The organism is Synechococcus sp. BL107, from assembly GCF_000153805.1.
Classification (GTDB): domain Bacteria; phylum Cyanobacteriota; class Cyanobacteriia; order PCC-6307; family Cyanobiaceae; genus Parasynechococcus.
The window spans coordinates 105,625-127,481 of sequence record NZ_DS022298.1; the positions used below are offsets into that span (position 1 = coordinate 105,625).

The 21,857-nt window shown below is 56.7% G+C and carries 21 protein-coding genes; 10 read left to right on the forward strand and 11 right to left on the reverse strand.

Annotated features, from left to right (window positions below; all coding sequences use genetic code 11):
- Positions 1-48: 48 nt before the first annotated feature.
- Genes BL107_RS00555 through BL107_RS00570 form a run of 4 tightly spaced genes read left to right on the forward strand, consistent with a single transcriptional unit; the run spans position 49 to position 4,924 of the window.
- Positions 49-1,086, forward strand: coding sequence for a hypothetical protein (locus BL107_RS00555; protein ID WP_009788301.1), 1,038 nt, complete (start codon positions 49-51; stop codon positions 1,084-1,086).
- Positions 1,086-2,138, forward strand: a complete 1,053-nt coding sequence (locus tag BL107_RS00560) for a Glu/Leu/Phe/Val dehydrogenase dimerization domain-containing protein (RefSeq protein ID WP_009788302.1) — start codon at positions 1,086-1,088, stop codon at positions 2,136-2,138. The genes BL107_RS00555 and BL107_RS00560 overlap by 1 nt, the downstream gene beginning before the upstream one ends.
- On the forward strand, positions 2,135-3,328 hold the full coding sequence (locus tag BL107_RS00565) for an FAD-dependent oxidoreductase (RefSeq protein ID WP_009788303.1): 1,194 nt from the start codon (positions 2,135-2,137) through the stop codon (positions 3,326-3,328). The genes BL107_RS00560 and BL107_RS00565 overlap by 4 nt, the downstream gene beginning before the upstream one ends.
- 45 nt (positions 3,329-3,373) lie before the next feature.
- Entirely contained in the window at positions 3,374-4,924 is a 1,551-nt protein-coding gene (locus tag BL107_RS00570) for a BCCT family transporter (protein ID WP_037987811.1), read from the forward strand.
- 191 nt (positions 4,925-5,115) lie between these two features.
- On the opposite strand, the gene BL107_RS12480 is transcribed toward BL107_RS00570, so the two are convergent.
- From BL107_RS12480 to fabI, 5 genes are all read right to left on the reverse strand, one after another.
- Positions 5,116-6,177 carry a hypothetical protein gene (locus tag BL107_RS12480; RefSeq protein ID WP_156779351.1) on the reverse strand — a complete coding sequence of 354 codons (1,062 nt, stop codon included), beginning with the start codon at positions 6,175-6,177 and terminating at the stop codon, positions 5,116-5,118.
- Between the two features lie 95 nt (positions 6,178-6,272).
- Positions 6,273-6,953 carry an SIMPL domain-containing protein gene (locus tag BL107_RS00580; RefSeq protein WP_037988613.1) on the reverse strand — a complete coding sequence of 227 codons (681 nt, stop codon included), beginning with the start codon at positions 6,951-6,953 and terminating at the stop codon, positions 6,273-6,275.
- A 96-nt stretch (positions 6,954-7,049) separates the two neighbouring features.
- Complete coding sequence (locus BL107_RS00585; protein WP_037988615.1) at positions 7,050-8,519, reverse strand: carotenoid oxygenase family protein; 1,470 nt, start codon at positions 8,517-8,519, stop codon at positions 7,050-7,052.
- A gap of 67 nt (positions 8,520-8,586) precedes the next feature.
- On the reverse strand, positions 8,587-9,192 hold the full coding sequence (gene hisB, locus BL107_RS00590; protein ID WP_009788308.1) for an imidazoleglycerol-phosphate dehydratase HisB: 606 nt from the start codon (positions 9,190-9,192) through the stop codon (positions 8,587-8,589).
- Positions 9,193-9,358: 166 nt separating this feature from the next.
- Complete coding sequence (fabI, locus tag BL107_RS00595; protein WP_009788310.1) at positions 9,359-10,141, reverse strand: enoyl-ACP reductase FabI; 783 nt, start codon at positions 10,139-10,141, stop codon at positions 9,359-9,361.
- An 84-nt stretch (positions 10,142-10,225) separates the two neighbouring features.
- Here fabI and BL107_RS00600 point away from each other — a divergent pair, with 84 nt between their 5' ends.
- A complete protein-coding gene (locus tag BL107_RS00600; RefSeq protein WP_009788311.1) occupies positions 10,226-11,122 on the forward strand; it encodes an FAD-binding domain-containing protein in 897 nt (298 codons plus the stop codon).
- Positions 11,122-11,562 carry a hypothetical protein gene (locus BL107_RS00605; RefSeq protein ID WP_009788312.1) on the forward strand — a complete coding sequence of 147 codons (441 nt, stop codon included), beginning with the start codon at positions 11,122-11,124 and terminating at the stop codon, positions 11,560-11,562. Before BL107_RS00600 ends, BL107_RS00605 begins: the two co-directional genes overlap by 1 nt.
- Here the strand turns inward: BL107_RS00605 and BL107_RS00610 are convergent.
- Complete coding sequence (locus BL107_RS00610; RefSeq protein WP_009788313.1) at positions 11,544-12,062, reverse strand: hypothetical protein; 519 nt, start codon at positions 12,060-12,062, stop codon at positions 11,544-11,546. The two genes, BL107_RS00605 and BL107_RS00610, sit on opposite strands and share 19 nt — an antisense overlap.
- A gap of 6 nt (positions 12,063-12,068) precedes the next feature.
- On the opposite strand from BL107_RS00610, the gene BL107_RS00615 reads away from it, so the two are divergent.
- Both BL107_RS00615 and BL107_RS00620 read left to right on the forward strand, forming a co-directional pair.
- Positions 12,069-12,737: a thioredoxin family protein gene (locus BL107_RS00615; RefSeq protein WP_009788314.1), complete on the forward strand. Its 669-nt coding sequence runs from the start codon at positions 12,069-12,071 to the stop codon at positions 12,735-12,737.
- A 19-nt stretch (positions 12,738-12,756) separates the two neighbouring features.
- Positions 12,757-13,983 (forward strand): DegT/DnrJ/EryC1/StrS aminotransferase family protein, encoded by a 1,227-nt coding sequence (locus BL107_RS00620; RefSeq protein WP_009788315.1) that lies wholly within the window; start codon positions 12,757-12,759, stop codon positions 13,981-13,983.
- Here the strand turns inward: BL107_RS00620 and BL107_RS00625 are convergent.
- The 3 genes from BL107_RS00625 to folK are packed head-to-tail and all read right to left on the reverse strand — an operon-like array spanning position 13,962 to position 16,502.
- Positions 13,962-15,395, reverse strand: coding sequence for an FAD-binding domain-containing protein (locus BL107_RS00625; RefSeq protein ID WP_009788316.1), 1,434 nt, complete (start codon positions 15,393-15,395; stop codon positions 13,962-13,964). The two genes, BL107_RS00620 and BL107_RS00625, sit on opposite strands and share 22 nt — an antisense overlap.
- Positions 15,395-15,955 carry an NUDIX hydrolase gene (locus BL107_RS00630; RefSeq protein WP_009788317.1) on the reverse strand — a complete coding sequence of 187 codons (561 nt, stop codon included), beginning with the start codon at positions 15,953-15,955 and terminating at the stop codon, positions 15,395-15,397. The genes BL107_RS00625 and BL107_RS00630 overlap by 1 nt, the downstream gene beginning before the upstream one ends.
- A 55-nt stretch (positions 15,956-16,010) precedes the next feature.
- The gene (folK, locus tag BL107_RS00635) at positions 16,011-16,502 is read right to left on the reverse strand and encodes a 2-amino-4-hydroxy-6-hydroxymethyldihydropteridine diphosphokinase (protein ID WP_009788318.1); all 492 of its coding nucleotides are present in this window, start codon (positions 16,500-16,502) and stop codon (positions 16,011-16,013) included.
- Between the two features lie 39 nt (positions 16,503-16,541).
- Here folK and BL107_RS00640 point away from each other — a divergent pair, with 39 nt between their 5' ends.
- Positions 16,542-18,677, forward strand: coding sequence for a magnesium chelatase subunit D family protein (locus BL107_RS00640; protein ID WP_009788319.1), 2,136 nt, complete (start codon positions 16,542-16,544; stop codon positions 18,675-18,677).
- A 36-nt stretch (positions 18,678-18,713) separates the two neighbouring features.
- On the opposite strand, the gene BL107_RS00645 is transcribed toward BL107_RS00640, so the two are convergent.
- Both BL107_RS00645 and BL107_RS00650 read right to left on the reverse strand, forming a co-directional pair.
- Positions 18,714-19,574, reverse strand: a complete 861-nt coding sequence (locus BL107_RS00645) for an MlaD family protein (RefSeq protein WP_009788320.1) — start codon at positions 19,572-19,574, stop codon at positions 18,714-18,716.
- Positions 19,575-19,579: 5 nt separating this feature from the next.
- The gene (locus BL107_RS00650; protein ID WP_198002348.1) at positions 19,580-20,338 is read right to left on the reverse strand and encodes an ABC transporter ATP-binding protein; all 759 of its coding nucleotides are present in this window, start codon (positions 20,336-20,338) and stop codon (positions 19,580-19,582) included.
- A gap of 181 nt (positions 20,339-20,519) precedes the next feature.
- Between BL107_RS00650 and yvcK the strand changes: the two genes are divergently transcribed.
- Complete coding sequence (gene yvcK, locus BL107_RS00655; RefSeq protein WP_037988620.1) at positions 20,520-21,848, forward strand: gluconeogenesis factor YvcK family protein; 1,329 nt, start codon at positions 20,520-20,522, stop codon at positions 21,846-21,848.
- Positions 21,849-21,857 lie beyond the last annotated feature (9 nt).

A 21,857-nucleotide genomic window follows, 5' to 3' on the forward strand; every position in this document is an offset into this window, starting at 1 on the left:
CGCCAAGGGTGAAACCCTGTACGGTGCGATCTGACGCTGACGAGGTCGATGGCCATTGCCATGACCACGGGTTACAGCGCACAGACCGAAGGCGCACTGCTTTGCATCAATGCCGCCTCGGACTGGGCCCTGACTTGTGTAGACCAACTTTCTGCCCAGACCAGCTACGTGCTGATTGATTACGGCGCTGCCGATGGAGGCACTGCAGTTGGTCTTTGGAGCCAGGTACTGGATCGGTTGCACGCCAATCAACCCAAGGCCCATCTCACGCTGATCGGCAACGACCTGCCAAGCAACGACAACGTCGCTCTGGCTGAAAACTTGGCCCAACAAATTCCACGCACACCAAAACCAACGGTTTTAGTGAGCGCACGCAGCTTTTACGAACCCTCCGTCGCACCGGACACGGTGAGCTTTGGCTTCTCAGCTACGGCAATGCACTGGCTGAGCGAATCTCCGGGACCGCTCGAGACTCACACGCATGTGCTGGCATCAGGGGATTCAGAAGCCCTTGCACGATTCACAAACCAAGCACTCAAGGATTGGGCCTACATCCTGGAATTGCGCAGCTTGGAACTCAAAGTTGGTGGCCGACTCCTCACGGTGAACCTCTCCCGGGATGAGCAAGGTCGCTACCTGGGCCATAACGGCGGTGAAACCCGCAATGTGCACGACCAGCTCCATCAGATCTGGCGTGGCCTTGCAGATGAGGGAGTCATCACTGAAGAGATTTATAAAAAAGGCACTGTCCTGAATTTCTACAAATCCCCGGAAGAATTCATGACACCGCTGAAGGACACCAATTCAGCGGCTTATCGCAATGGCCTGCGTTTGGTGGACGAACGCACGGTGTATGTGAAGTGCCCCTACCGCCGTCGCTGGAATGAAGACGGCGACACGGCAACCTTCGCGGCTGGCCTGATGGCCACCATCCGGAGTTGGAGCCGGCACAGCTTTGCCTCCGTCGCAGGGGACACAATCGCGGATCAGGTGTATGACCGTCTTGAACAGCGCATTGCCGCTGCCCCAGATGAGTGGAGCCTGGATTACGTGGAGCATCACCAGATGATGGAGAAAGTTGCTTAATGGCCAATGCAACCAAGCCAGAGCCGACGGTGTCGGTTCTGGCTCAACACGTCTCAGCGCATCTCTCAGTCTTTGTCGTCGCAGAAAACACCGATTCGAAACGCCCAGCCAATGGTGGGTTAAGGCTTCTGAATTACCCAAGCGATGAAGCCTGCATTGCGGACGGTCAACGGTTAGCGGGTTTGATGACCCACAAGCACGACCTGTATGGCACCGGGTTTGCCGGCGGAAAAATTGTGGCGCGTGCCCAGGAACCCGCAGCGGTTAAGGACGAACTAATCAGCGTGACCGCAGGGCTGCTGGAGTCACTCGATGGCTCGATGATCACAGGATGTGACCTGAATACAAGTTTGGAAGACATGGAGCGACTGATGTCGCTCACACCCCATGTTCTTGCTGCCGTTGGAAGCCCTGTGGATGCCAGTGCTGCCACAGCCCACGGCACGCTCGGAGCCGTCGAAGCTGTGCTCAGCAGCGACCTGAAAGATGCACCCCCCGGAAGGGCCCTTGTCCACGGATGTGGGGCCGTAGGGGGCACCGTCGCAAAAACCCTTGTGGATCAAGGCTGGACCGTCTTCACCGTGGATCTCAACAGGGAGCGTGCTGGCTTGGCCGGTGCCACTCCACTGCCTCCCAGCTGCCCCTGGTGGGAAGTGAAAGTGGATCTGATGCTTCCTTGCTCAATCTCCGGTTTGATCAACTCAGAGATTGCAGAAGGAATGCGCACCAAGGCCGTGGTACCAGCGGCCAATGCTCCGTTTCAGAACCCTCAACTTGCCGACGAGCTCCGTCAGCGTGGGATCCCCGTCTTACCCGATCCCCTCGTAAATGCTGGAGCGGTGATTGCGGATTCAATTGAACGTTTTTCACCGCAAGCTTGGAAAGGTGCCGGTGCTGAAGACGTTTACGCCTTCGTTCGTGGCGAAGTGCGCCGAAGGGCCACGGAATACTTGTCGCAACGCGAACAAGGGCTATCAGTAGGGGATGCGCTCACCGAAGTCGCAGCAGACACCACCGATCCAATCGGCCTGAGCTTTAAAGACACCCCATGAGCAACAACCTTTCATCCCTCCCCAATCAAGCCTCCGTGGTGATCATTGGCGGAGGAATGGCCGGCTTAAGTTGCGCCGCTTCGCTGGCCCGGCAGGGCGTTTCAGATGTTGTGCTGTTAGAGGCCAAAACTCTGGCCCACGCCCAAGCCAGCAGCTTTGGCGAAACCCGGATGTTCCGGGAAATGTATTCCGACCCAGTGCTCTGCAAGCTGGCCCAAGAAGCGAATCGACTCTGGCGCGAAGAAGAAGTTCTCTCCGGGGAAACTCTGCGCGAAACCCACGGCTTGCTCTTTTACGGGGAAAGCTGGGATGAGGAAACCATCGAGGGATCAATTCCGGGCGCCCGGCGCGTCATGGACGACCAAGGCATTCCCTATGAAGCGTTGAATGCTGGTGAGATTTCAGCGCGGTTTCCTTTGAAGCCAAAAGCAGACTTCACTGGACTGTTTGAACCCACTGCCGGTGCCGTTCGCAGTGACAAAGTCATTGCCCATTGGAGAAAAACGGCTGAGCAAGCCGGCCACCTGTTGGTTGAACACGCTGCGGTGCGCAGCTTGGATGACGACGGCGGTGGTGTTCTCCTGGAATCCGGTCAGCACATTGCGGCCGACCAAGTTGTTGTGGCTTGCGGTGTTTGGAGCCAGTTGCTGTTAGCACCTTTAGGGCTGGCGCCCAAACTTGAGGTGTGGCCGATGCTTTGGGCCCATTACACCGTGGATCCAGCCTTGGCCGATCGGTATCCCCAATGGTTCTGCTTCCAAAAGGAACGGGGTGATGACGGTGGCCTGTACTACGGCTTCCCTGTCCTCAGCACCACGAGCGATGGTCGTCCACGCATCAAAGCTGGTATCGATTGGGCCCCCCAAGAGTTGCGGGTGAGAGAACCCAATGCCATGTGCAGCGAACCACCGGCACGGCTAGTCGAATTGCTCGACCATTTTCTGTTCAACAATGTGAGTGGCATTCAGGAACGCGTCGAAACTGTCATCAGCCCGTATTCGATGACCAGCGATGTGAACTTCGTTCTTGATCGCCTCAGCCCCAAGTTGAGTTTGTTCTGTGGCGGATCTGGGCAATCGTTCAAATTTGCACCCTTAATTGGAGACTCCCTCGCGCGATTAGCCAGAGGAGAATCACCCGCCGTCGATATTTCCTGCTGGAACCACAAACGGGCTGCCGTCTGCGCCTAAGTCTGCGCCGAAATCCGCACTGAAGAATCCATCGTTTTTGAACCTGTGTCTGAAATTCCAACAACGTCTCGCTCCTGGTGGAAACAACCCCCGCTCTGGGTGGGTGCTGGACCACTTCTGATCTTCCTGGTGGTCTCCGCTATCGATTTAGCTCTGGCAAAGCACTTCACCGAGACAGGTAAGGCGATTGTTAGCAATGCGCTTGGAGGAATCTGGCAATGGATGGTGTTGCTGCTGTTTCTCATCGCAATCGCGATTGCAATCAGTCCGATTGGCCGCCTCCGCCTCGGCGGAGAGGATGCGAAACCAAGCCTGAAATTCTTTGACTGGTGTGCAGTGTTGATCTGCACGCTTTTGGCAGGAGGTGGGGTGTTTTGGTCGGCAGCTGAGCCGCTCTTTCACTTCCAAACGCCGTCACCAACCTTCGAGGGGGTGACGGGAGGAACTGCCGCGGCGGTCGACCCAGCACTAGCCGTGAGCTTCCTGCGCTGGGGCTTTTTGGCTTGGGCCTTAGTGGCAACCACCACGACGATTACCTATTCAATTTTGGAACGACGCGGAGAGCCACTCCGGCCTCGCACCCTGCTGGTCAATATCCTCCCGAGACAACTCGTTGATGGTCCTCTAGGTGACTTGGCAGATGGCCTATCGGTGGTGGCTGCCATTGCAGGAACTGTTGGCCCCTTGGGCTTCCTGTCCCTACAGCTGAGCAATGCCGCAGGTCAGCTCCCCTGGTTAAGCGACAGCGCTGGATTGCAATCCGTCGTGGTGCTCATGCTCACCGCTGTTTTCGCGACATCAACAGTGAGCGGAATACAAAAGGGCATCAAATGGCTCTCGGAGTTAAACGTTTGGCTCACCATCGGGATGGCGGCCGCACTACTTCTGCTTGGTCCTGGCCTCTGGTTGATTCAGCATTTTTTCAGCGGCTTCCTCACCTATTTGATCCATCTGCCTGAGATGGCCCTGGCTCAGAACGATTCCGCAAACAATTGGGTGAATGGCTGGACCGTGTTCTATTGGGGCTGGTTTCTAGGTTATGCGCCCCTCATGGGGCTGTTTACCGCGGGAGTGAGCCGTGGGCGCAGCCTTAGGGAACTGGTGTTGGCCGTTGCAATCCTCTGCCCGATCGTGACGAACCTTTGGTTCACATTGCTCGGCGGAACGGGCATGCAACTTGAACTTGCTGGGGCAGGAATTACGGATGCCCTTGCCCAGAACGGTGCGGCAGCTGCTTTGCTCGCCATCCTCAGCGCTTTACCACTCGCAGCTCTGCTGATCCCAGTGGGCCTCATCCTGGTGGTGCTTTTTATGTGCACCAGTGCCGATTCGATGAGCTACGCCGCCGCCATGGTGGTGAGTGGGAAAAACGAGCCACCTCCAGCCTTGCGCTTGTTCTGGGCCCTGATGATCGGCAGCCTCACCCTGGTATTACTGCGCATCGGCACCGGACTCGGTGACAGCACCTCGATTGACGCACTGCAAGCCTTCATTGTGATTACAGCGGTTCCTGTGACCCCCTTAGTGCTGTTCACACTTTGGAGCGCTCCGCGCCTCGCCTGGAAAGAATCTTTGAGACAAAACAAGTTGAATTAAACTGATCCTTAACTCTTAAAAAGCCGACCAAATTAAATACATCCAAAACCACCAACTATAAACATATAGCAAGTCAGTATTCAGTAAAATATTTTCAATAAATCACGCCGGAACACGGATTCATCCTGGCTTAGTCCATATAATCTTGCATGACTAACACCATGTGAGCATTTAGCTCGTGTTTCAGCTTTTCAAGCAACCATGGCGTCATAGTCCTTAAAAAATCGCTTGCGCAAAGTCCAAGGGAAGTGGAGCTCTCGTAAAACGCGAACCATCAAACGACGCATTTCCCTCTTCTCCAATTCAGACTCCGGCCCTGGATAGATAAGCGGTGAGGCCGGCTTCGCTGGAAACAACGCATTCCAAGAAACACCCCAATGCTGGCGCGCAAACGCATCATTTGATGATGCATAAAAACCTGATACACGATCCAAAAGTGGCTGATCAAACCCATCAAACTTGTCCTGATCCCAGCCTCGCTCAATTGCAAGATCACGAATCACTTTTCCTTTGCGGTTCAACACATCAGGATCAAAACCAAGAGATTCCATGAGCTGATAACAAACCCGAGACATCCAAATTCCTTTCGCACCTGGCTGAATATTCTTCTTCGATGGCTCTCCCTTCAGCCATCCATTTCCAGCTGGCTCTTGCAAACCCAAAGCTGATGTCAACGCCAGAAAGGGATCTTTAGTTGCGACTTCGCGAGACAACGGTAGAAACATTTTTATAGTTTCTGGAGATTCCATTAAAACACTAAACTTAGAGGGATAACTAATATCCCAAGACGTAGAATTATGCATAATATATTGACAGTAATCTGGAAAATCTTGCGTTGAACGAAACCGCCTAATACGGTGACAATATACTGAATTTAACCAGGACTGCTGATCTCTAACGAAATAACTAATTCCAAGCTTAAATCCATAGGACGATGCCATTTCTTGCAGAATAGTCAGAACGCCCCGTTTCAGAATCCGCGTATCCAGGGATGAACTACTAATCAAAATACGCTTAAAATCACTCGACAATCCTGAAAGAGCCTGCTCCAAAGGCTGATAATTTTTCTCGGCAATAGAATTAGCGAGGAGATTATTATCTCCATCCATTAATACTCTTTGTTTCGCCAAGGTGGTGCGATTTTTACGCAACCGTTCAGTTACATAACTGCTGGCTGCCTTATGAGGTCCAGCATGGATCCACAACATCCGCTCATCGCTATTGATCTGCGGAAGAGCAAATGGCGTGGCCACAAAGAACGATCAGTGGTGATCAAATTATCACGCTTGAAATATGGTCATCACGGACGAATCCCTTCCGCTCAACAGTCACAACAAAGTCGCAGGGATCAGTTCAAGCAATAGTCGAGATTGAGTCGAATGGATTGACGGGGTTTGGGTGCTTCAGATGGATCAAAACTCTTTTCCGAGCGAGACAGGGCACTCGTACGAAGAAGACCTCCCCCACTGCGCTGATCAATCCGGATCAACCGAAGTTGGCTCAATCCCAACAGCTGCTGTGTGGACTCCGCTTGACGCCGCCCTCTGGCGAGGGCTCTCTCCAGTAATTGCTGTTGCAGAGAACGTGCACCATCCGTGGAGGACAGCGACGTCATCCCCTGAAGACTGACGCCCGGCAAACGTCCAGCCTGCTGAATCAAGGGGTCGTAGTTGGAACGGCTCACCTCACCTGTGATGCGAGAGGTGGCCTGATGACGCTGCGGAGATGCCGTTGTGTTGCCAACCGTGTAGGTGCGTGGGGCCGACACGATGAGTCCCCCACTCGCCAAGCCAGACATCTTGCGGCGAACCGTGCCGAGCCGACGATTCAATTCAGTCAAAGCAGCTTTCTTCGACGTGGCTTGCACTTCCAGACGCAAGGCGAATTGAAAACGGTCTGTTTCGCTCGTGCTCTCTTCGACAACGGCGAGTTCCAACAGAGTGCCATCACACCTGACGTTCTGCGCATGCATCGGAGTGACTGCTCCCAACAGCAAGCCAACGATCACAACAACACCACAACGCCGCATCACAATCACCGATCAGTCTCACCAGCTTGAAACTGATCAGATTCAAATCGGCGACTAGATGCGAACTGAAATCTGCCTAGATGTGACTCACCACAATCAAACCGATTCGGACCAACTGCCATGCAGTCCATGGGGAATCGCCAAGGGCAATTCGAGTACGGCCACTTCCGAGAGGTCAGCCGCATTGAGGATCACCAAGTCGGATGCTCCGCGCGCTCCGTTCCAGACCAAATCCAGCACCCAGCCATCATCCTCTGCGGAAGCCCCAGGACGAGCAACCATTAAAGGCTCGCTGACGAAGCCACGGGGGGCAGCACTCCAAGTCCTGGTATCGCCCGTGTTCAGATCGAGCTTCTGGATGGCCTGCAGCGGATCATTCCCGATCTCCCGTTCGGCCACCGCCATCCATGCATATTGCGCTGAAAGTCCCTGGCGCTGCGGATTCACCATGGCGAACTCACAGGTGCGATGAGCAATGCGCTCGGTTTGAACAATCTCACGGCTCAAATCAAGACGACAGCGATGCAGGATCCCCTCTGGAATGCTGTCGAAATCGACCTGAGCAAAATCATCGTCTGGACCAATCGCAGGGAAGTCGTCGTAGACGATGCTCTCGACAACCACGTGATCACCATCCTCAAAGGCATTGAGGTGATGAAACACAAAACCATCTGGAGCCTCGAGAATGCGGGGCTTTTGACCAGCGAAACGACCACAATCTCGAGGTATTAACCAAAAGCGCCCTTTCCCACCCGGCTGGGACGCCAAACATTGGGCAGCACCTTTTTCTCCGGTGACAAACGGCAGCGGATTAAACGAGACCGCGTTTTGGAGGAAGACCGCCCAATTTGGGGTAATCGCGAAGTCGTGCAAAAAGGCAAATCCCGAGAAACTGTCGGAACGATCGTTCAAAAGCACACCAGCATCGGGACCATCCGTGGCGAATTCCATGAGCCGAATGGTGCTGCGGGGGCCAGTTTTCACCCCAAATGTGACCATCCGCGGGCGATCGTGATGCCCAGCATCAAAACGTGGGTGAGCACTAAACGCTTCTCCCTTCTTCAACACACCATCCAGCCGTGACAACCCACGGGTTTCCAAGTTGACGGGGTCAAGGGCATGGGGCTCTGCCGCCTCCCAGAGCGCCAAAAGCTGATCACCAAGCCTCACCACATTGGTGTTGGCGATGTTTTTCAGCCGTAAATCAAAAGCATTGGCAAGCCGCCCCCCCGGCTTCTGACTGCCAAAGACTCCGCGATAGAGGACTTTGTTGGCTTTTTCTTCCGCTAGCCAACCTTCCGTACGGACGAAGCGATTGGTGAGGGAAACTGCTCCCTTCTCAAACCGCATCGCAGCGATCATTCCATCACCGTCGAAGGGATGGTGAACACGATGACCGTCGCGTTCTAAGCGTCCAGGACCATTGCGATAAAGCGTGCCCTGAAGTTCGGATGGGATAGACCCACGCACAGGGATAAGGGCCACATTGGTGAGTTCGTCGTCCACATTGACGAAGGCGCTCGACCAGTCCTCGCGGTTGTAGGGACGGGTAGGTGCAACGGTCACGAACAAGGACTGTGATGAAACCCATCTTCTCGTAATCCACCGTGAAACGCGGCAGATCAATCAGGCATCAGTTAGCGCCGGCCTGCTCTAGAACACCCTTACTACTTGGAATCGCACCAGCGCGACGGGGATCGATTTCGGTGGCCATGCGCAGCGCACGGGCAAAAGCCTTAAAACAAGCCTCGACGATGTGATGGGAATTCACACCATCCAACTGGCGAAGATGCAAGGTGAGCCCACTGTTATTCGCGACTGCTACGAAAAATTCTTTGACCAATTCTGTGTCGTAGGTACCGATTTTTTGGGTTGGGATGGTTAGCCCATAGCTGATATGAGGCCGGCCAGAGCAATCCAAGGCCACCTGCACCAGGGCTTCATCGAGGGGCGCTACAAAGTGACCGAAGCGATGAATGCCTTTTCGATCTCCCAGGGCTTGGCTGAGGGCCTGTCCCACCGCAATGCCGACGTCTTCGTTGGTGTGGTGGTCATCGATGTGGGTATCACCTACCGCAGTAATCGTCAGATCGATTAATCCATGGCTGCTGATCTGATTCAGCATGTGATCGAGGAAGGGCACACCGGTGGAAGCCTCGCAACGGCCAGTGCCATCGAGGTCGAGCTTGACCTTGACATCGGTCTCGCCGGTATGGCGGTGAACTTCACCCGTGCGCATGCTCCTGAGTTCCCGCCGACCATTGCTGTGCGCTGATCATGGCGAACATTGGCCCATCCGCCAAACCAGTGAATCCAAACCCCTATACGAGGGGATGTTTCGCTCGGACCAATCTGTTGTCGTTCAACGGCCAAGCCAACGATCCCCATGGGCTAAGAATCGGGAATCACATCCCGGTCACGCAGTAGCCGGCATCGACGTAAATGGTTTGGCCCGAAATGCCACTGGCCAGGTCACTCAAGAGGAACGCAGCAGTGCCACCCACTTCCATCTGGGTGACAGTGCGACGTAAGGGAGCTCTCTCCTCCACGTGGTGAATCATGTCGAGGATGCCGCCGATGGCTGAACTGGCCAGCGTTCGGATCGGGCCGGCACTGATGGCATTGACGCGAACCTGCTTCTCAGGACCAAGCTCAGCAGCCAAGTAGCGCACCGAAGCTTCTAGAGCTGCTTTGGCAACGCCCATCACGTTGTAGTTGGGGATCGCGCGCTCAGCGCCCAGGTACGAGAGGGTGATCACACCGGCCTTCTCGCTAAACAACGGCTTGGCATGGGCACAAAGTGGCGCCAGGGAATAGGCGGAGATATCTAAAGAGCGTGCGAAACCTTCAGCCGTGGTGGCACTGTAGTCACCAATCAATTCCTCTTTGCCAGCGAAAGCCAGACAGTGGACCAACCCGTCAAGAACGCCCCACTTGTCTTTGATCTCGCCAAACACACTCGCCATCTGCTCTGGATCTTGAACATTCAGGGGCAAGAACAAGCTGGGCTCAAGAGGAGCTGTGAGCTCACGCACCTTGGACTCAAAACGGCCTTTGTCGTCGGGGAGGTAGGTGATGCCAAGGTCAGCACCTGCCGCTTTGAGTTGCTGAGCGATGCCCCAGGCAATCGAGCGGTTGTTGGCAATGCCGGTAACCAAGATTTTTTTGCCGGTGAGATCGAGCAGCATCAGAACGAACCGGAACAGGGTTGAATTCGCGCGATTCTCCCCCATCCCCCGCCAAGATCAAACGCCCGATGCTTCAAAAAGCCGGTGCCAGCCCCTGCTTCGCCTCCAATCGCCGGTGATTTGCCAAGAGATATCAGCTCTCGCGAAGCTCTAAATACCCTGCTGGAACAAGAGTTTCCAGAAGCAAGCGGTGCGATCAGCCCGATCCGTGGCGGTCGGACAGCAGCCGAAAAGCAAATCCAAAAAATGGATGGGAAGCGGTATGCCCGCAGCCGCAATCACCTCAACGGCGCCGTCACCCGTCTGTCTCCTTACATTCGCCACGGTGTTTTCACCCTGGCGGAGGTGCGCGATGCGGTGTTTCGAGGCATCAGCAAACGCGATGACGGGAGCAAGTTGATCAATGAGTTGGGCTGGCGCGACTTTTGGCAACGCATGTGGCAAAACCTGGGTGATCGCATCAACGACGACCAAGAAGAGTTGAAAACCGGCCACAGCGCAGCCAGTTACAGCCGAGAGCTCCCAGACGACGTCCGCGATGGATGCACAGGTTTGGCCTGCATGGATGGATTTCGCAACGAACTGGTCAGCACGGGCTGGCTCCATAACCACGCCCGGATGTGGATGGCCGCATGGCTGGTGCACTGGCGACATGTGCATTGGAAAGCCGGCGCGGATTGGTTCCTCGAGCATTTGCTCGATGGAGATCCCGCCAGCAACCATTTGAGTTGGCAATGGATCGCCAGCACCTTCAGCCACAAGCCCTACTTTTTCAATCGCGACAACCTTGAGCGCTACAGCGAAGGACGTTTCTGCAAGACCTGTTCCAGCGCAAATCAGTGCCCCTTCGACGCCAGCTACGAGCAACTCGAGAGCACCCTGTTCGCCCAGCGGTCCCCAATACGTGACGTTCCTCCCCGTCGACAAAACCATCGCAACAAGTCGACGGCTCGCCCAAACCCCAGCACTCAGCGCTTCTGATGGATCTAAAACGACCGATTGTTTGGGTGCATGAGGAATCGCTCGGCATCACCAACCCAGCCCTCGAGGATTACCCAGACGCCCCGGCTCTGTTTGTTTTCGATCAAGACTGGATTCGTAACAAGCACATCAGCCGCAAGCGCCTGGGCTTTCTCTATGAATGCTGTTTGGATCTTCCGGTGACCCTTCGTAAGGGTGATGTCGTCGCGGAAGTGTTGGCGTTTGCCGAACGTCATGGAGCTGATGGCGTGATCAGTAGTGGTGCCATTGAGCCGCGATTGCAACGCCATGGGGCGGCCATCAACCGCGACTGCCCCCTTTGGATTCTCGATGGGGAGCCCTTTGTGGACTTACCGCGTCCCCCTCGTCTCGGGCGATTCAGTCGCTATTGGCGCGAAGCCGAGCCGGTGGTCTGGGAGCTCTACAAGGCCTCGGGTTGATTCATTATCAGTTGCTTCAGCCGTTTCAGCTCCTCCACGGGATTCGTCAGGAGGTCCTCCTCCTCCAAAGCCGGCAGCTCCACCGGAATCACCTCCGCTTCTGACCGCGGAGGCTTCGTCCACGTCCACCGAGATTCTGGTGCACGCAGGGCACACAATTGCTTGAGCTCACCCTGGAGCGCCCTCAAGACGTCGCGGCGGGTGACGGCCTGAAAAAATTCACCGCGACTTGCGAGGCCAGAGCTGAAGGGGGTGGTTCCATTGCCATTGAACAAACGAGCCGCGTCCGGCAACCAACGGGGCTGGCAGACCTCTCGATTACTGGTGTCGGTTTCTAAGACGATGTGGATGCCGTAGCCATCCGGTTGATTCACGACGGCCAAGCCGTCGTGGGCACCATGCCGCTGCAAGGCAAAAATCCGCCAACTTGGCGGTTCAGATGAAACACCGCAGCTCATCAGGCCGATGACGAGGCCTGAGAGCAACAAGACCCGCCGCATCCATCCATGCCGTCTGGCGTCATCCTGATGGAGACCATTTGGATCTGCAGCGCTGCGATGGCTCGTACAGCTTCAACAATGCTGGCCCTGGGAACACCTCTACCAGCGTTTCGTTTGGCCAGGGTCAACGGAGACCAGGTCAACGGAGTCAAGGTCCAAGGCGGAACGTTCGCCTCAACGGACTTTGAGCAACAGCCAATCCTGCTCATGGTGCTTTGTGCCCATTGCCCCTTCGTGAAGCACATCGAACCTGAGATCACTCGGCTGGAGAACGACTTTGGTTCTCGGGTCCAATTCGTTGGCGTCAGCAGCAACAGTTTGATCACCCATCCTCAGGACGGACCAGCACAACTGGCAGAGCAGGCCCAACGCCATGACTGGGCATTTCCGTATCTATTAGACGATCAACAGGTGCTGGCGAAATCGCTCCAAGCCGCCTGTACACCTGAGTTTTATCTCTTCAGCCAAGACAGCAAGGGCAGCAGTCCAACCCTGCAATACCGGGGTCAACTGGATTCCAGTCGGCCCGGCAACGACCAACCCTTGGATGGATACGACCTCCGGGCCGCTCTCAATGCGGTGCTGACGGGAACATCTGTCAGCCAAAACCAGGTGGCCTCAGTGGGATGCAACGTGAAGTGGAACCCCGGCCAAGAGCCCGAATGGTTCGGCTGAACCGCTTAAGATTTCCTATATGCAGGTTCCTCCGTTCAGCCTCAGCCAACAGATCGATGATCTGCGCGGCGATCTTGAGAAGGCCGTGCTGTCGGTGCTGCAGAGCGGTCAATACATCGGCGGCGCTCAAATCCAACACTTCGAAACCGCATTTGCAGCCGCCACCGGTGTCGAATTTGCTGTGGGCTGCAACAGCGGTACCGATGCATTGATCCTGGCCCTCAGGGCCCTAGGCATCGGAGCTGGCGACGAGGTGATCACCTGCTCCTTCAGTTTTTTCGCTACGGCAGAAGCGATCAGTGCCGTTGGCGCCACCCCCGTGTTTGTGGATGTCGACCCAACCACGTATCTCATCGACTTCGATCAGATCGAAGCGGTGATCACACCACGCAGTAAGGCGCTGATTCCAGTGCATCTTTTCGGTCGTCCGGTGGACATGACCCGATGCATGGCCATTGCCAACACCCACAACCTCAAAGTGGTCGAAGACTGTGCCCAGGCGACTGGAGCCACCTGGGCTGGTCAGCCTGTAGGAAGCTTCGGTGATGTGGGCTGCTTTAGCTTCTTCCCCACCAAAAACCTCGGTGCGGCTGGTGATGGAGGTGCGGTCACCACCAACGACGCTGGGCTCGCCCAAACCATGCGCGAGCTTGCTGTGCATGGCATGCCCCAGCGTTATCTCCACACAGCCCTTGGATACAACAGCCGCCTCGATGCGATCCAGGCAGCGGTGCTCAATGTGAAATTGCCAAAACTGTCGGGTTGGATCAAGAACCGCAGCAGCATTGCAAACTGCTATTTAGAGCGGCTGGCCGCATTGCCAGGCATCGTTTTGCCAAAGGGAGACAACGGGCACAGCTGGAATCAATTCGTGGTGCGTGTGGGGCCATGTGCCAATGCTTCCCGACTCTGTGCAGGTAGCTGCCCAACGTCCGCCACCAGCGCCACCCACGGCTTACCCGAGAGCCGTTGCCGTGATTGGCTCAAGCAAGCACTTCAAGATGCGGGGGTGAGCACGATTATTTACTACCCAATTCCAATTCATCGCCAACCCGCTTACGCCCACCTGGGCTATGGAGAAGGCACATTTCCTGTGACGGAACGGTTGTGCAGTGAAGTGCTGAGTTTGCCGATTTTTCCTGAATTAACTGCCACACAACAAGATCAAGTCGTCTCGGCACTCGAGACGCTCCTCAATCAAAGCTCCTCCAGCGGCAGCCCAGGTCAAGAACGGATGGTGGCGTAAAGGGATTTGAATAGAGCCTGCTGATTTTTGTGATTGATCAGCGGTTCTGGATAACCCCGGCGCTCCAAACCACCAATCTCCCCGGTGAGGAGATCTTTTGTGTTCACATGACGCAGCTCCGGTAGCCAACGGCGGATGTAGTCCCCATCGGCATCGAATTTTGTGGCCTGCGTGGCGGGGTTAAAAATCCGCAGCGGCTTGGGGTCCATGCCACTGCTGGCACTCCACTGCCAACCACCGTTATTAGCGGCTAGATCGCCATCCACCTCCAATTCCATAAAGGCGCGTTCGCCCCAACGCCAATCACAAATCAGATCCTTCACCAGGAAAGACGCCACGATCATGCGACAACGGTTGTGCATCCAACCGCTCTCATTGAGCTGACGCATCGCCGCATCAATGATCGGCATGCCGGTCATCCCGTCCCGCCAAGAGGAAAACCACGCTTCGTTGTTCTCCCACGGGAAACGTCGCCATTGCTCCCGATAAGGACCATCCGCCAGCTCAGGGAAGTGAAACAAGGCTTGTTGGTAAAACTCACGCCAGCCCAGTTCTTGCTCCCACACAGCAATCGCCGTGCGCTGCTCATCGCTGCGGGCATGATCACGACCCTGTTGCGCCGCACACCACGCCTGACGGGGACTCAAGGTGCCAACGCTCAATGCCGCACTGAGATACGACGTACCAACAACGTTGGGAAAATTCCGATCAGGCTCATAGGCCGAGAGAGCTCCATCCGCAAAACAGGTGAGCTGCTCCAGGGCTGCCGATTCGCCAGGCCTGCAGGGGCAGATCTCCGTGCCTTGAAATCCATGGTCATGGCGAAGCGCAGCTAGGGGATCCCCTTCCGGCACCAAGCTTGAATCCAAATCAACAAGGCCTGAAGGAGCCTCAATGGTGGTGGGCTGTTGGGCCTGCACCTTGCCCCGCCAGTTGCGCAAGAAAGGGCCATACACCCGATAGGGATCTCCAGCACCTGTTTTGAGTAACTCCGGGGCAATCAGCAGCTGATCCCAATCCACCACCACCTGTCGGCCATCAGCCTGCAACCGCTTCGCCACCTGACGATCCCGTTCGCGGCTATAGGGCTCTACATCTCTATTCCAGACCACAGCCTCGGCACTGAGTCGTTCTGCCAACGGCGGCAGCATTTGCACCGGATCACCCTCCAGGATCAGCAACCGGCTTCCGGCAGCACGCCAACGCTGCTGCAGTTCAATCAGGCTCTCCAACAAAAACCACAACCGGGCCGGTGCCATGGGTGGCAACGCTTGAGGTGGATGGATCAAGGCTGGATCCAGCACATACACACCGGTCACCGCAGGGCTGATCTCAACAGCGGCCTGAATGCCGAGGTTGTCGGCCAAGCGCAAATCGCGGCGATGCCAAAAGAGAACGCGGGACGCTGCCATCAGAGACCCAACAGCTGTTTGGCTCGAAACCAAGCCGTGACGGACTTGCCATCTAGCCACTCATCTCCCGACGCCAGTGCTTCATCCAATTGAGCGGAGGTCATGGTGACCACCTCAAGATCCTCGTCGTCATCCCCAGCCGGTGGATTCTCTAAAGCCGTGAGCTCCCGGGCCAAGAAACAATGGATCACCTCATCGGAATATCCGGGACAAGGAAGCATCGGCCCAAGGGCATCCCAACGGGCAGCGCTAAAGCCGGCTTCCTCCCCAAGCTCCCGTTGCATCGATTCGAGCGGATCTTCCCCAGCTTCAAGGGTGCCGGCGGGGAACTCCAACAAGCGTGCCTGCACCGCAAAGCGGTATTGCCGCAACAGCACGACGTGGCCGTCGTCAGTAATCGGTACCGCCAAGGATGCACCGGGGTGACGAATCATGCCGAAGGTGCTCTCCACCCCCATGGGCAGCCTGATCTTGTTGCGTTCGAACCGCAGCTTGCGCACGTCTACCGTTTCGACGGTTTCGAGCAACTCAAAAGGCTCCGGAGCTGGCAACGGTGCCATCGGATCAGGATTGACAAGTCACCAGCATGGCGGGTCATTGCATGCATCCGGGGGGTCAGTCGATCCAAGCCGCGGATTGATTCATGGCAGCCAAAAGCGGCTCAAGCACAAAGCTGCGGAGGTGAAGACGCGGATGGGGGAGGACCAAACGGGCATGCTCCATCCGGTGCTCTCCCCAAAACAACAAATCAAGGTCCAAGGTTCGCGGCCCCCAACGTTGCTCCAAGGAGCGCTGCCGACCAAATTGCGATTCCAACTGGTGCAATGCATCCAACAATCTCAACGCCGCCCCATTCGATGGAGTCGCAAGCAGCCCATGAACGACCACTACAGCGTTCCAGTAGCGCGGCTGATCAGGAGGGCCACCGACAGGGGTTGTGTCGATTAACGGCGACCAACACAACCGCAGGGGTACACCGGCCCAATCCTTGATCAAAACGTCCAGCAGTGGACGCACCGCCTGCAGGGTTTGACGCGGTCCAAGACCCGCGTTCGGCAGGTTGGCACCGAGGGCGATTGCGAGAGGAACATCATCACTGCGGAGCATCAGCGAGACTGGCGTGGACGAGCGGGAAGAGAAGCCTCCATGGTGGCAAGCGGTGTAGTTGCAAAAAACGACCAAGCCACCCGTGCCTTCCCCCTGGCGGCGATCACCGGGCATGGAACGCTCAAGCTTGCGCTTCTCTTGGCAGCAGTCGACCCAGGCCTCGGTGGCGTGGTGATTGCGGGAGGTCGCGGCACCGGTAAATCCGTGTTGGCCCGTGGACTTCACACCCTGCTGCCACCCATCGACATCCTCGACATTGCGGGGGGAATCGGCCGCAACCTCGACCCTCACAACAGAGATGAATGGGACCAAACCACCCGAGAGCAGATCTCAGGAGAGGCCCCCTCCAAGGTGATTTCGGCTCCATTCGTACAAATTCCGCTCGGCATCACCGAAGACCGTCTGGTGGGCGCTGTGGATGTGGCCGCCTCGCTATCCAGCGGAAGTGCCGTTTTTCAACCAGGCCTCTTGGCCGATGCGCATCGGGGGGTGCTCTACGTCGACGAACTCAATCTTCTCGATGACGGCATCGTGAATTTGATGCTGGCAGCCGTTGGAAGCGGAGACAACCGAGTGGAACGGGAAGGCCTCAGCCTCAGCCACCCTTGCCGGCCGCTACTGATCGCCACTTACAACCCAGAAGAAGGCAACATTCGTGATCACCTGCTTGATCGCTTTGCGATCGCCCTCTCGGCCAATCAGTTGGTCAGCACAGAGCAACGGGTGGAGATCACCAACGCGGTACTGGCCCACGGCCAATGCAGCCGAAGCTTCGCCGACACCTGGAAGGAAGAAACCGACGCTCTCGCCACCCAACTGCTGCTCGCCCGTCAATGGTTACCGGATGTGCAGATCAGCCGCGAACAAATCGAATACCTCGTCACTGAAGCGATCCGCGGTGGCGTCGAAGGGCACCGCTCTGAGCTGTACGCCGTTCGCGTCGCTCGCGCCCATGCCGCCCTGAGCGGTCGCGACCATGTTGAAGCAGACGATCTGCAAGTGGCGGTTGCTCTTGTGATCGCCCCACGGGCATCGCAATTGCCTCCACCGGATCAGCAGATGGAGCCCCCACCACCAGAAGAGCAAGAGCCGCCACCATCCCAAGGGGATCAGCAGAGCCAGGAGGACAATCCGCCTCCCCCGCCGGAGGGATCTGGAGAAGAGGACGACACCCCAGACGACAACAACTCGGACGAGGACAACGCCGACGACGACAACAGCGACAACAGCGACGACGAGGACAGTGATGACGACAATCCGGAGGACCAAGCCCCTCCAGCGGTGCCCGAAGAATTCATGCTCGATCCAGAAGCGATTGATGTGGACCCAGATCTCCTTTTGTTCAATGCAGCAAAAAGCAAAGCCGGCAACAGCGGCAGTCGCTCGGTGGTGTTGAGCGATAGCCGAGGCCGCTACGTCAAGCCGATGCTGCCCCGGGGACCCGTCCGCCGGATAGCAGTGGATGCAACGCTGCGGGCCGCGGCCCCGTACCAAAAAGTGCGGCGTGAACGACAGCCCGGACGCGCTGTGATCGTGGAGGAGGGCGATTTGCGCGCCAAGCTTTTGCAGCGCAAAGCTGGTGCCCTGGTGGTGTTTCTCGTGGATGCCAGTGGTTCGATGGCGCTCAACCGCATGCAAAGCGCCAAGGGCGCTGTGATTCGGCTGCTCACCGAGGCCTATGAAAACCGTGATGAAGTGGCGCTAATCCCCTTCCGAGGCGAGCAAGCCGAGGTGTTGTTGCCGCCAACGCGTTCAATCACCGCCGCACGGCGACGGCTTGAATCCATGCCCTGCGGGGGCGGTTCACCGCTCGCCCACGGACTTACCCAAGCAGCCAGGGTGGGGGCCAATGCTCTGGCTACAGGGGACCTTGGCCAAGTCGTGGTGGTCGCCATTACCGACGGCAGAGGCAACGTACCGCTCAGTAAGTCGCTGGGCCAACCCGAACTGGACGGTGAGGAGAAGCCCGATTTGAAGCAGGAGGTGCTGGATGTGGCGGCCCGCTATCGGATGCTCGGTATCAAATTGCTGGTGATCGACACCGAACGCAAATTCATCGGCAGCGGGATGGGCAAAGACCTCGCTGAAGCTGCCGGCGGCAAATACGTCCAACTACCAAAGGCCAGCGATCAAGCCATCGCCTCGATTGCCATGGAGGCGATTAGCACGATATAGACACTTTAATTATTCAATATTGAAACAATATTGGTCCTAAGGATTCATTTTGGCTGGGTATACCTCTGAGAACAAAGCTCCGAGGCCAATGGTCACATTGCGCAGACCGTCCATAAAAGCTGGATCGGACGTAAGAGTCTCGACGTCACCTCCCACGGCATCCAATTTGGCGGTGAGCTCAGCCGCATTCGCCGCCGTTTGTCGCAAACTCGACAATGTTTCCGGGTTGTCCAACGACGCCACAATGTTGTTGGCGTGGGCCGTCGCTGCTTGGAGATTGCGCAACACGGGATCCACTTTTGATAACTCGGCTTGCAGCTGAACCGTCAGGTCTTCAAAAGATTTGGCGGTGGCATCGATCTGCTCAATCGAAGCGGCCGCATTGGGGATCAAATTCTCGGCTTTGGCTTGTGTCAACAACTCCTGAAGGGTGTCGGTGACCGTGGCGAGGCTGGACGTTTCCCGACCCACAACAGTGGCGCCATTACACAACTGAACTTTGGCTTGGCAATTAGCGGCCTTCGGCAACGGTGCGTTTTGCGGCAAGGGTTTGCCACGACTCATCAATGCCACCTGGGCATCTCCTCCAAGCAACGACGCTGAACCAATGGTGGCCGTAACCGGCAAAGGCAGACGCAGGTCACCCTTGGTGATTTCCAACTCAGCAACCACCGCACTCGAAGTGACTTTGATCGAGCGCACCGATCCAACCAAAATGCCGCGGTAGGTCACCGGCGAACGCTCGGCCAGTCCTGCCGCATCATTGAAATTCGCCGTGAGTCTCCAGTCGCTCGAGCCCAAGCGAATCCCACGCATCCACAACCCCGTTGCAGCAAAACCAGCAAGACCGCCAAGAATCGTGAATCCGACGATGGCATCACGAACACTGCGACGCATGGTGATCAGTGCTCCGCAGGCTGCATGGGCCCGCGCAGGCTACCCGTCCTGAACTGTTCCACATAGGAATTCGAGGAACTGCGGAATTCATCCACTGAGCCCTGCCACTGAAAATGGCCCTCGTAGAGCATCAAGACGCGCTCCGCCGAGCGCTCAATCGTGCTGCGGACATGACTCACCACAACAGAACAGCCCCGCGCCACCGTTGTGGTTTTCACAATCAAGTCTTCAATGCGCGTACACGCCACGGGATCAAGCCCCGCGGTGGGCTCGTCGTACAGCAGGAGAGGCATCGACTGATCTCCCCGCTGGGGGTCATCGATCAAGGCGCGGGCAAAGCTCACCCGTTTCTGCATCCCACCGCTCAATTCCCCGGGATAGAGATGCGCCACGTCGTATAAGCCCACAGCCTCCAGGCACGTTTCAACACGCTCGCGGATCTCCTGACTGGTCAGGTTCCCTTTTTCCCGAAGCAAGAAACCAACGTTTTCCTCCACTGTGAGGGACGCCAACAGCGCGGGATTCTGAAACACCAAGCGCACGTCCGGGGGGTTGGTTTGATCCAGCCGCAGATAATCCTGAGACTCGCCAAATAAGTGCAACTGTCCGCTTGTTGGCAACTGCAAGCCGGCCAGGAGTCGCAGCACCGTCGATTTCCCTGCTCCAGAGGGGCCCACCACAGCGAGACGTTCACCGGGCTGCATGGTCAAGCTCACCCTGTCCAGTACAGGTCTTGACCCCCACTGCATGGTGAGGTTGTCCATCTCCACCACCGCCTGGGGCTGAGGCACATCAGAGTCCGGAACATGTCGCCATCCTGCCGCGCTTGGAAAGGCTCCGTACAGTTCATGACATGACTTGGTGAGTCGCCCCTTGGCGCGCAAACGCCCTAAAAGCAGACGCCAGAAGGCCAGAGCCAACCGGGGGCACCGGCGACAAGAGCTCATGACGCGTTCCCAGCGCGCCGTGCGCTGGTTACAACCTGGCTTGGTGGTGAAGCGTTGGGTTCTCACCTCTGGCCTGGGCTTACTGATGGCCTTAATCGGTGGTGCCGTTTGGGCCGACCTCAAACCGATTTATTGGATTCTTGAAACCCTGAGCTGGCTCCTGGGAGCACTCACCACCATCCTTCCAAGAGAGTTCACTGGGCCCTTGGTGGTGCTTGTGGGCGTTGCCCTCGTTTTATGGGGACAAAGCCGAAGCTTCGGCTCGATTCAACAGGCCTTAGCCCCCGACAAAGACACGGTGCTCATTGATGCACTACGAGCCAAAAGCCGCTTAAACCGTGGCCCAAACATCGTTGCCATCGGTGGAGGCACCGGTTTATCGACCTTGTTGAGCGGCCTAAAGCGATATAGCAGCCACATCACTGCCATCGTCACAGTGGCTGATGACGGAGGCAGTAGCGGTGTTTTGAGGCGTGAACTGGGCGTCTTACCTCCCGGCGACATCCGCAACTGCCTCGCAGCTCTTTCTACGGAAGAACCTCTACTAACCCGTCTTTTTCAGTACCGGTTCTCCGCTGGAAGCGGACTTGAGGGCCACAGCTTCGGCAACCTCTTCCTGTCAGCGCTGACGGCCATTACCGGCAATCTGGAAACAGCGATCACCGCATCCAGTCGCGTCTTAGCCGTGCAAGGCCAGGTGGTGCCAGCCACCAACGTCGACGTACGTCTGTGGGCAGAACTCGAAAACGGTCAACGCATCGAAGGCGAAAGCAACATTGGTCGTGCCCCCAGTCCAATCGTGAGGCTGGGTTGTGTCCCAGAGCGCCCCCCAGCCCTCCCCCGAGCCCTAGAAGCCATTGCCAACGCAGACTTAATTGTGTTGGGCCCGGGGAGTCTTTACACCTCGCTGCTTCCAAATTTGCTAGTGCCAGAATTGGTTTCAGCGATCCAACGCAGCCGCACCCCTCGGCTCTACATCTGCAACTTGATGACTCAGCCGGGAGAAACGGATGGCCTTGATGTGCGCGGTCATCTCCGGGCGATCGAAGCCCAACTCGCCAGCCTTGGTCTTAGTCAACGTCTTTTTACTGCCGTTCTCGCCCAGGACGATCTACCCAGCTCAGCCCTGATCAAGCATTACCAATCCCGTGGAGCCGAACCGGTGCTCTGCGATTCCATAGGTCTTAAAAGAGATGGCTACGACATCACCCAAGCCCCTCTCCAAGGGATACGTCCTACCTCAACATTGCGCCATGACCCTCGCAGCCTTGCCTTAGCTGTTATGCGCTTTTACCGAAAGCACAAAGGAGAGTCATCCCAAAATTAGATCGTCTCC

What these genes read in the sequence shown, in the direction of transcription:
- BL107_RS00620 (WP_009788315.1), top strand. Translation starts at nt 12,757, where the DNA reads ATGCAGGTTCCTCCGTTCAGCCTCAGCCAACAGATCGATGATCTGCGC.
- BL107_RS00605 (WP_009788312.1), top strand. Translation starts at nt 11,122, where the DNA reads ATGGATCTAAAACGACCGATTGTTTGGGTGCATGAGGAATCGCTCGGC.
- BL107_RS00580 (WP_037988613.1), bottom strand. Translation starts at nt 6,953, where the DNA reads ATGCGGCGTTGTGGTGTTGTTGTGATCGTTGGCTTGCTGTTGGGAGCA.
- BL107_RS00555 (WP_009788301.1), top strand. Translation starts at nt 49, where the DNA reads ATGGCCATTGCCATGACCACGGGTTACAGCGCACAGACCGAAGGCGCA.
- folK (WP_009788318.1), bottom strand. Translation starts at nt 16,502, where the DNA reads ATGCTCCGCAGTGATGATGTTCCTCTCGCAATCGCCCTCGGTGCCAAC.
- BL107_RS00560 (WP_009788302.1), top strand. Translation starts at nt 1,086, where the DNA reads ATGGCCAATGCAACCAAGCCAGAGCCGACGGTGTCGGTTCTGGCTCAA.
- BL107_RS00645 (WP_009788320.1), bottom strand. Translation starts at nt 19,574, where the DNA reads ATGCGTCGCAGTGTTCGTGATGCCATCGTCGGATTCACGATTCTTGGC.
- BL107_RS00650 (WP_198002348.1), bottom strand. Translation starts at nt 20,338, where the DNA reads ATGGACAACCTCACCATGCAGTGGGGGTCAAGACCTGTACTGGACAGG.
- BL107_RS00610 (WP_009788313.1), bottom strand. Translation starts at nt 12,062, where the DNA reads ATGCGGCGGGTCTTGTTGCTCTCAGGCCTCGTCATCGGCCTGATGAGC.
- BL107_RS00630 (WP_009788317.1), bottom strand. Translation starts at nt 15,955, where the DNA reads ATGGCACCGTTGCCAGCTCCGGAGCCTTTTGAGTTGCTCGAAACCGTC.
- BL107_RS00625 (WP_009788316.1), bottom strand. Translation starts at nt 15,395, where the DNA reads ATGGCAGCGTCCCGCGTTCTCTTTTGGCATCGCCGCGATTTGCGCTTG.
- yvcK (WP_037988620.1), top strand. Translation starts at nt 20,520, where the DNA reads ATGACGCGTTCCCAGCGCGCCGTGCGCTGGTTACAACCTGGCTTGGTG.
- BL107_RS00640 (WP_009788319.1), top strand. Translation starts at nt 16,542, where the DNA reads ATGGTGGCAAGCGGTGTAGTTGCAAAAAACGACCAAGCCACCCGTGCC.
- BL107_RS00615 (WP_009788314.1), top strand. Translation starts at nt 12,069, where the DNA reads ATGCCGTCTGGCGTCATCCTGATGGAGACCATTTGGATCTGCAGCGCT.
- hisB (WP_009788308.1), bottom strand. Translation starts at nt 9,192, where the DNA reads ATGCGCACGGGTGAAGTTCACCGCCATACCGGCGAGACCGATGTCAAG.
- fabI (WP_009788310.1), bottom strand. Translation starts at nt 10,141, where the DNA reads ATGCTGCTCGATCTCACCGGCAAAAAAATCTTGGTTACCGGCATTGCC.
- BL107_RS00565 (WP_009788303.1), top strand. Translation starts at nt 2,135, where the DNA reads ATGAGCAACAACCTTTCATCCCTCCCCAATCAAGCCTCCGTGGTGATC.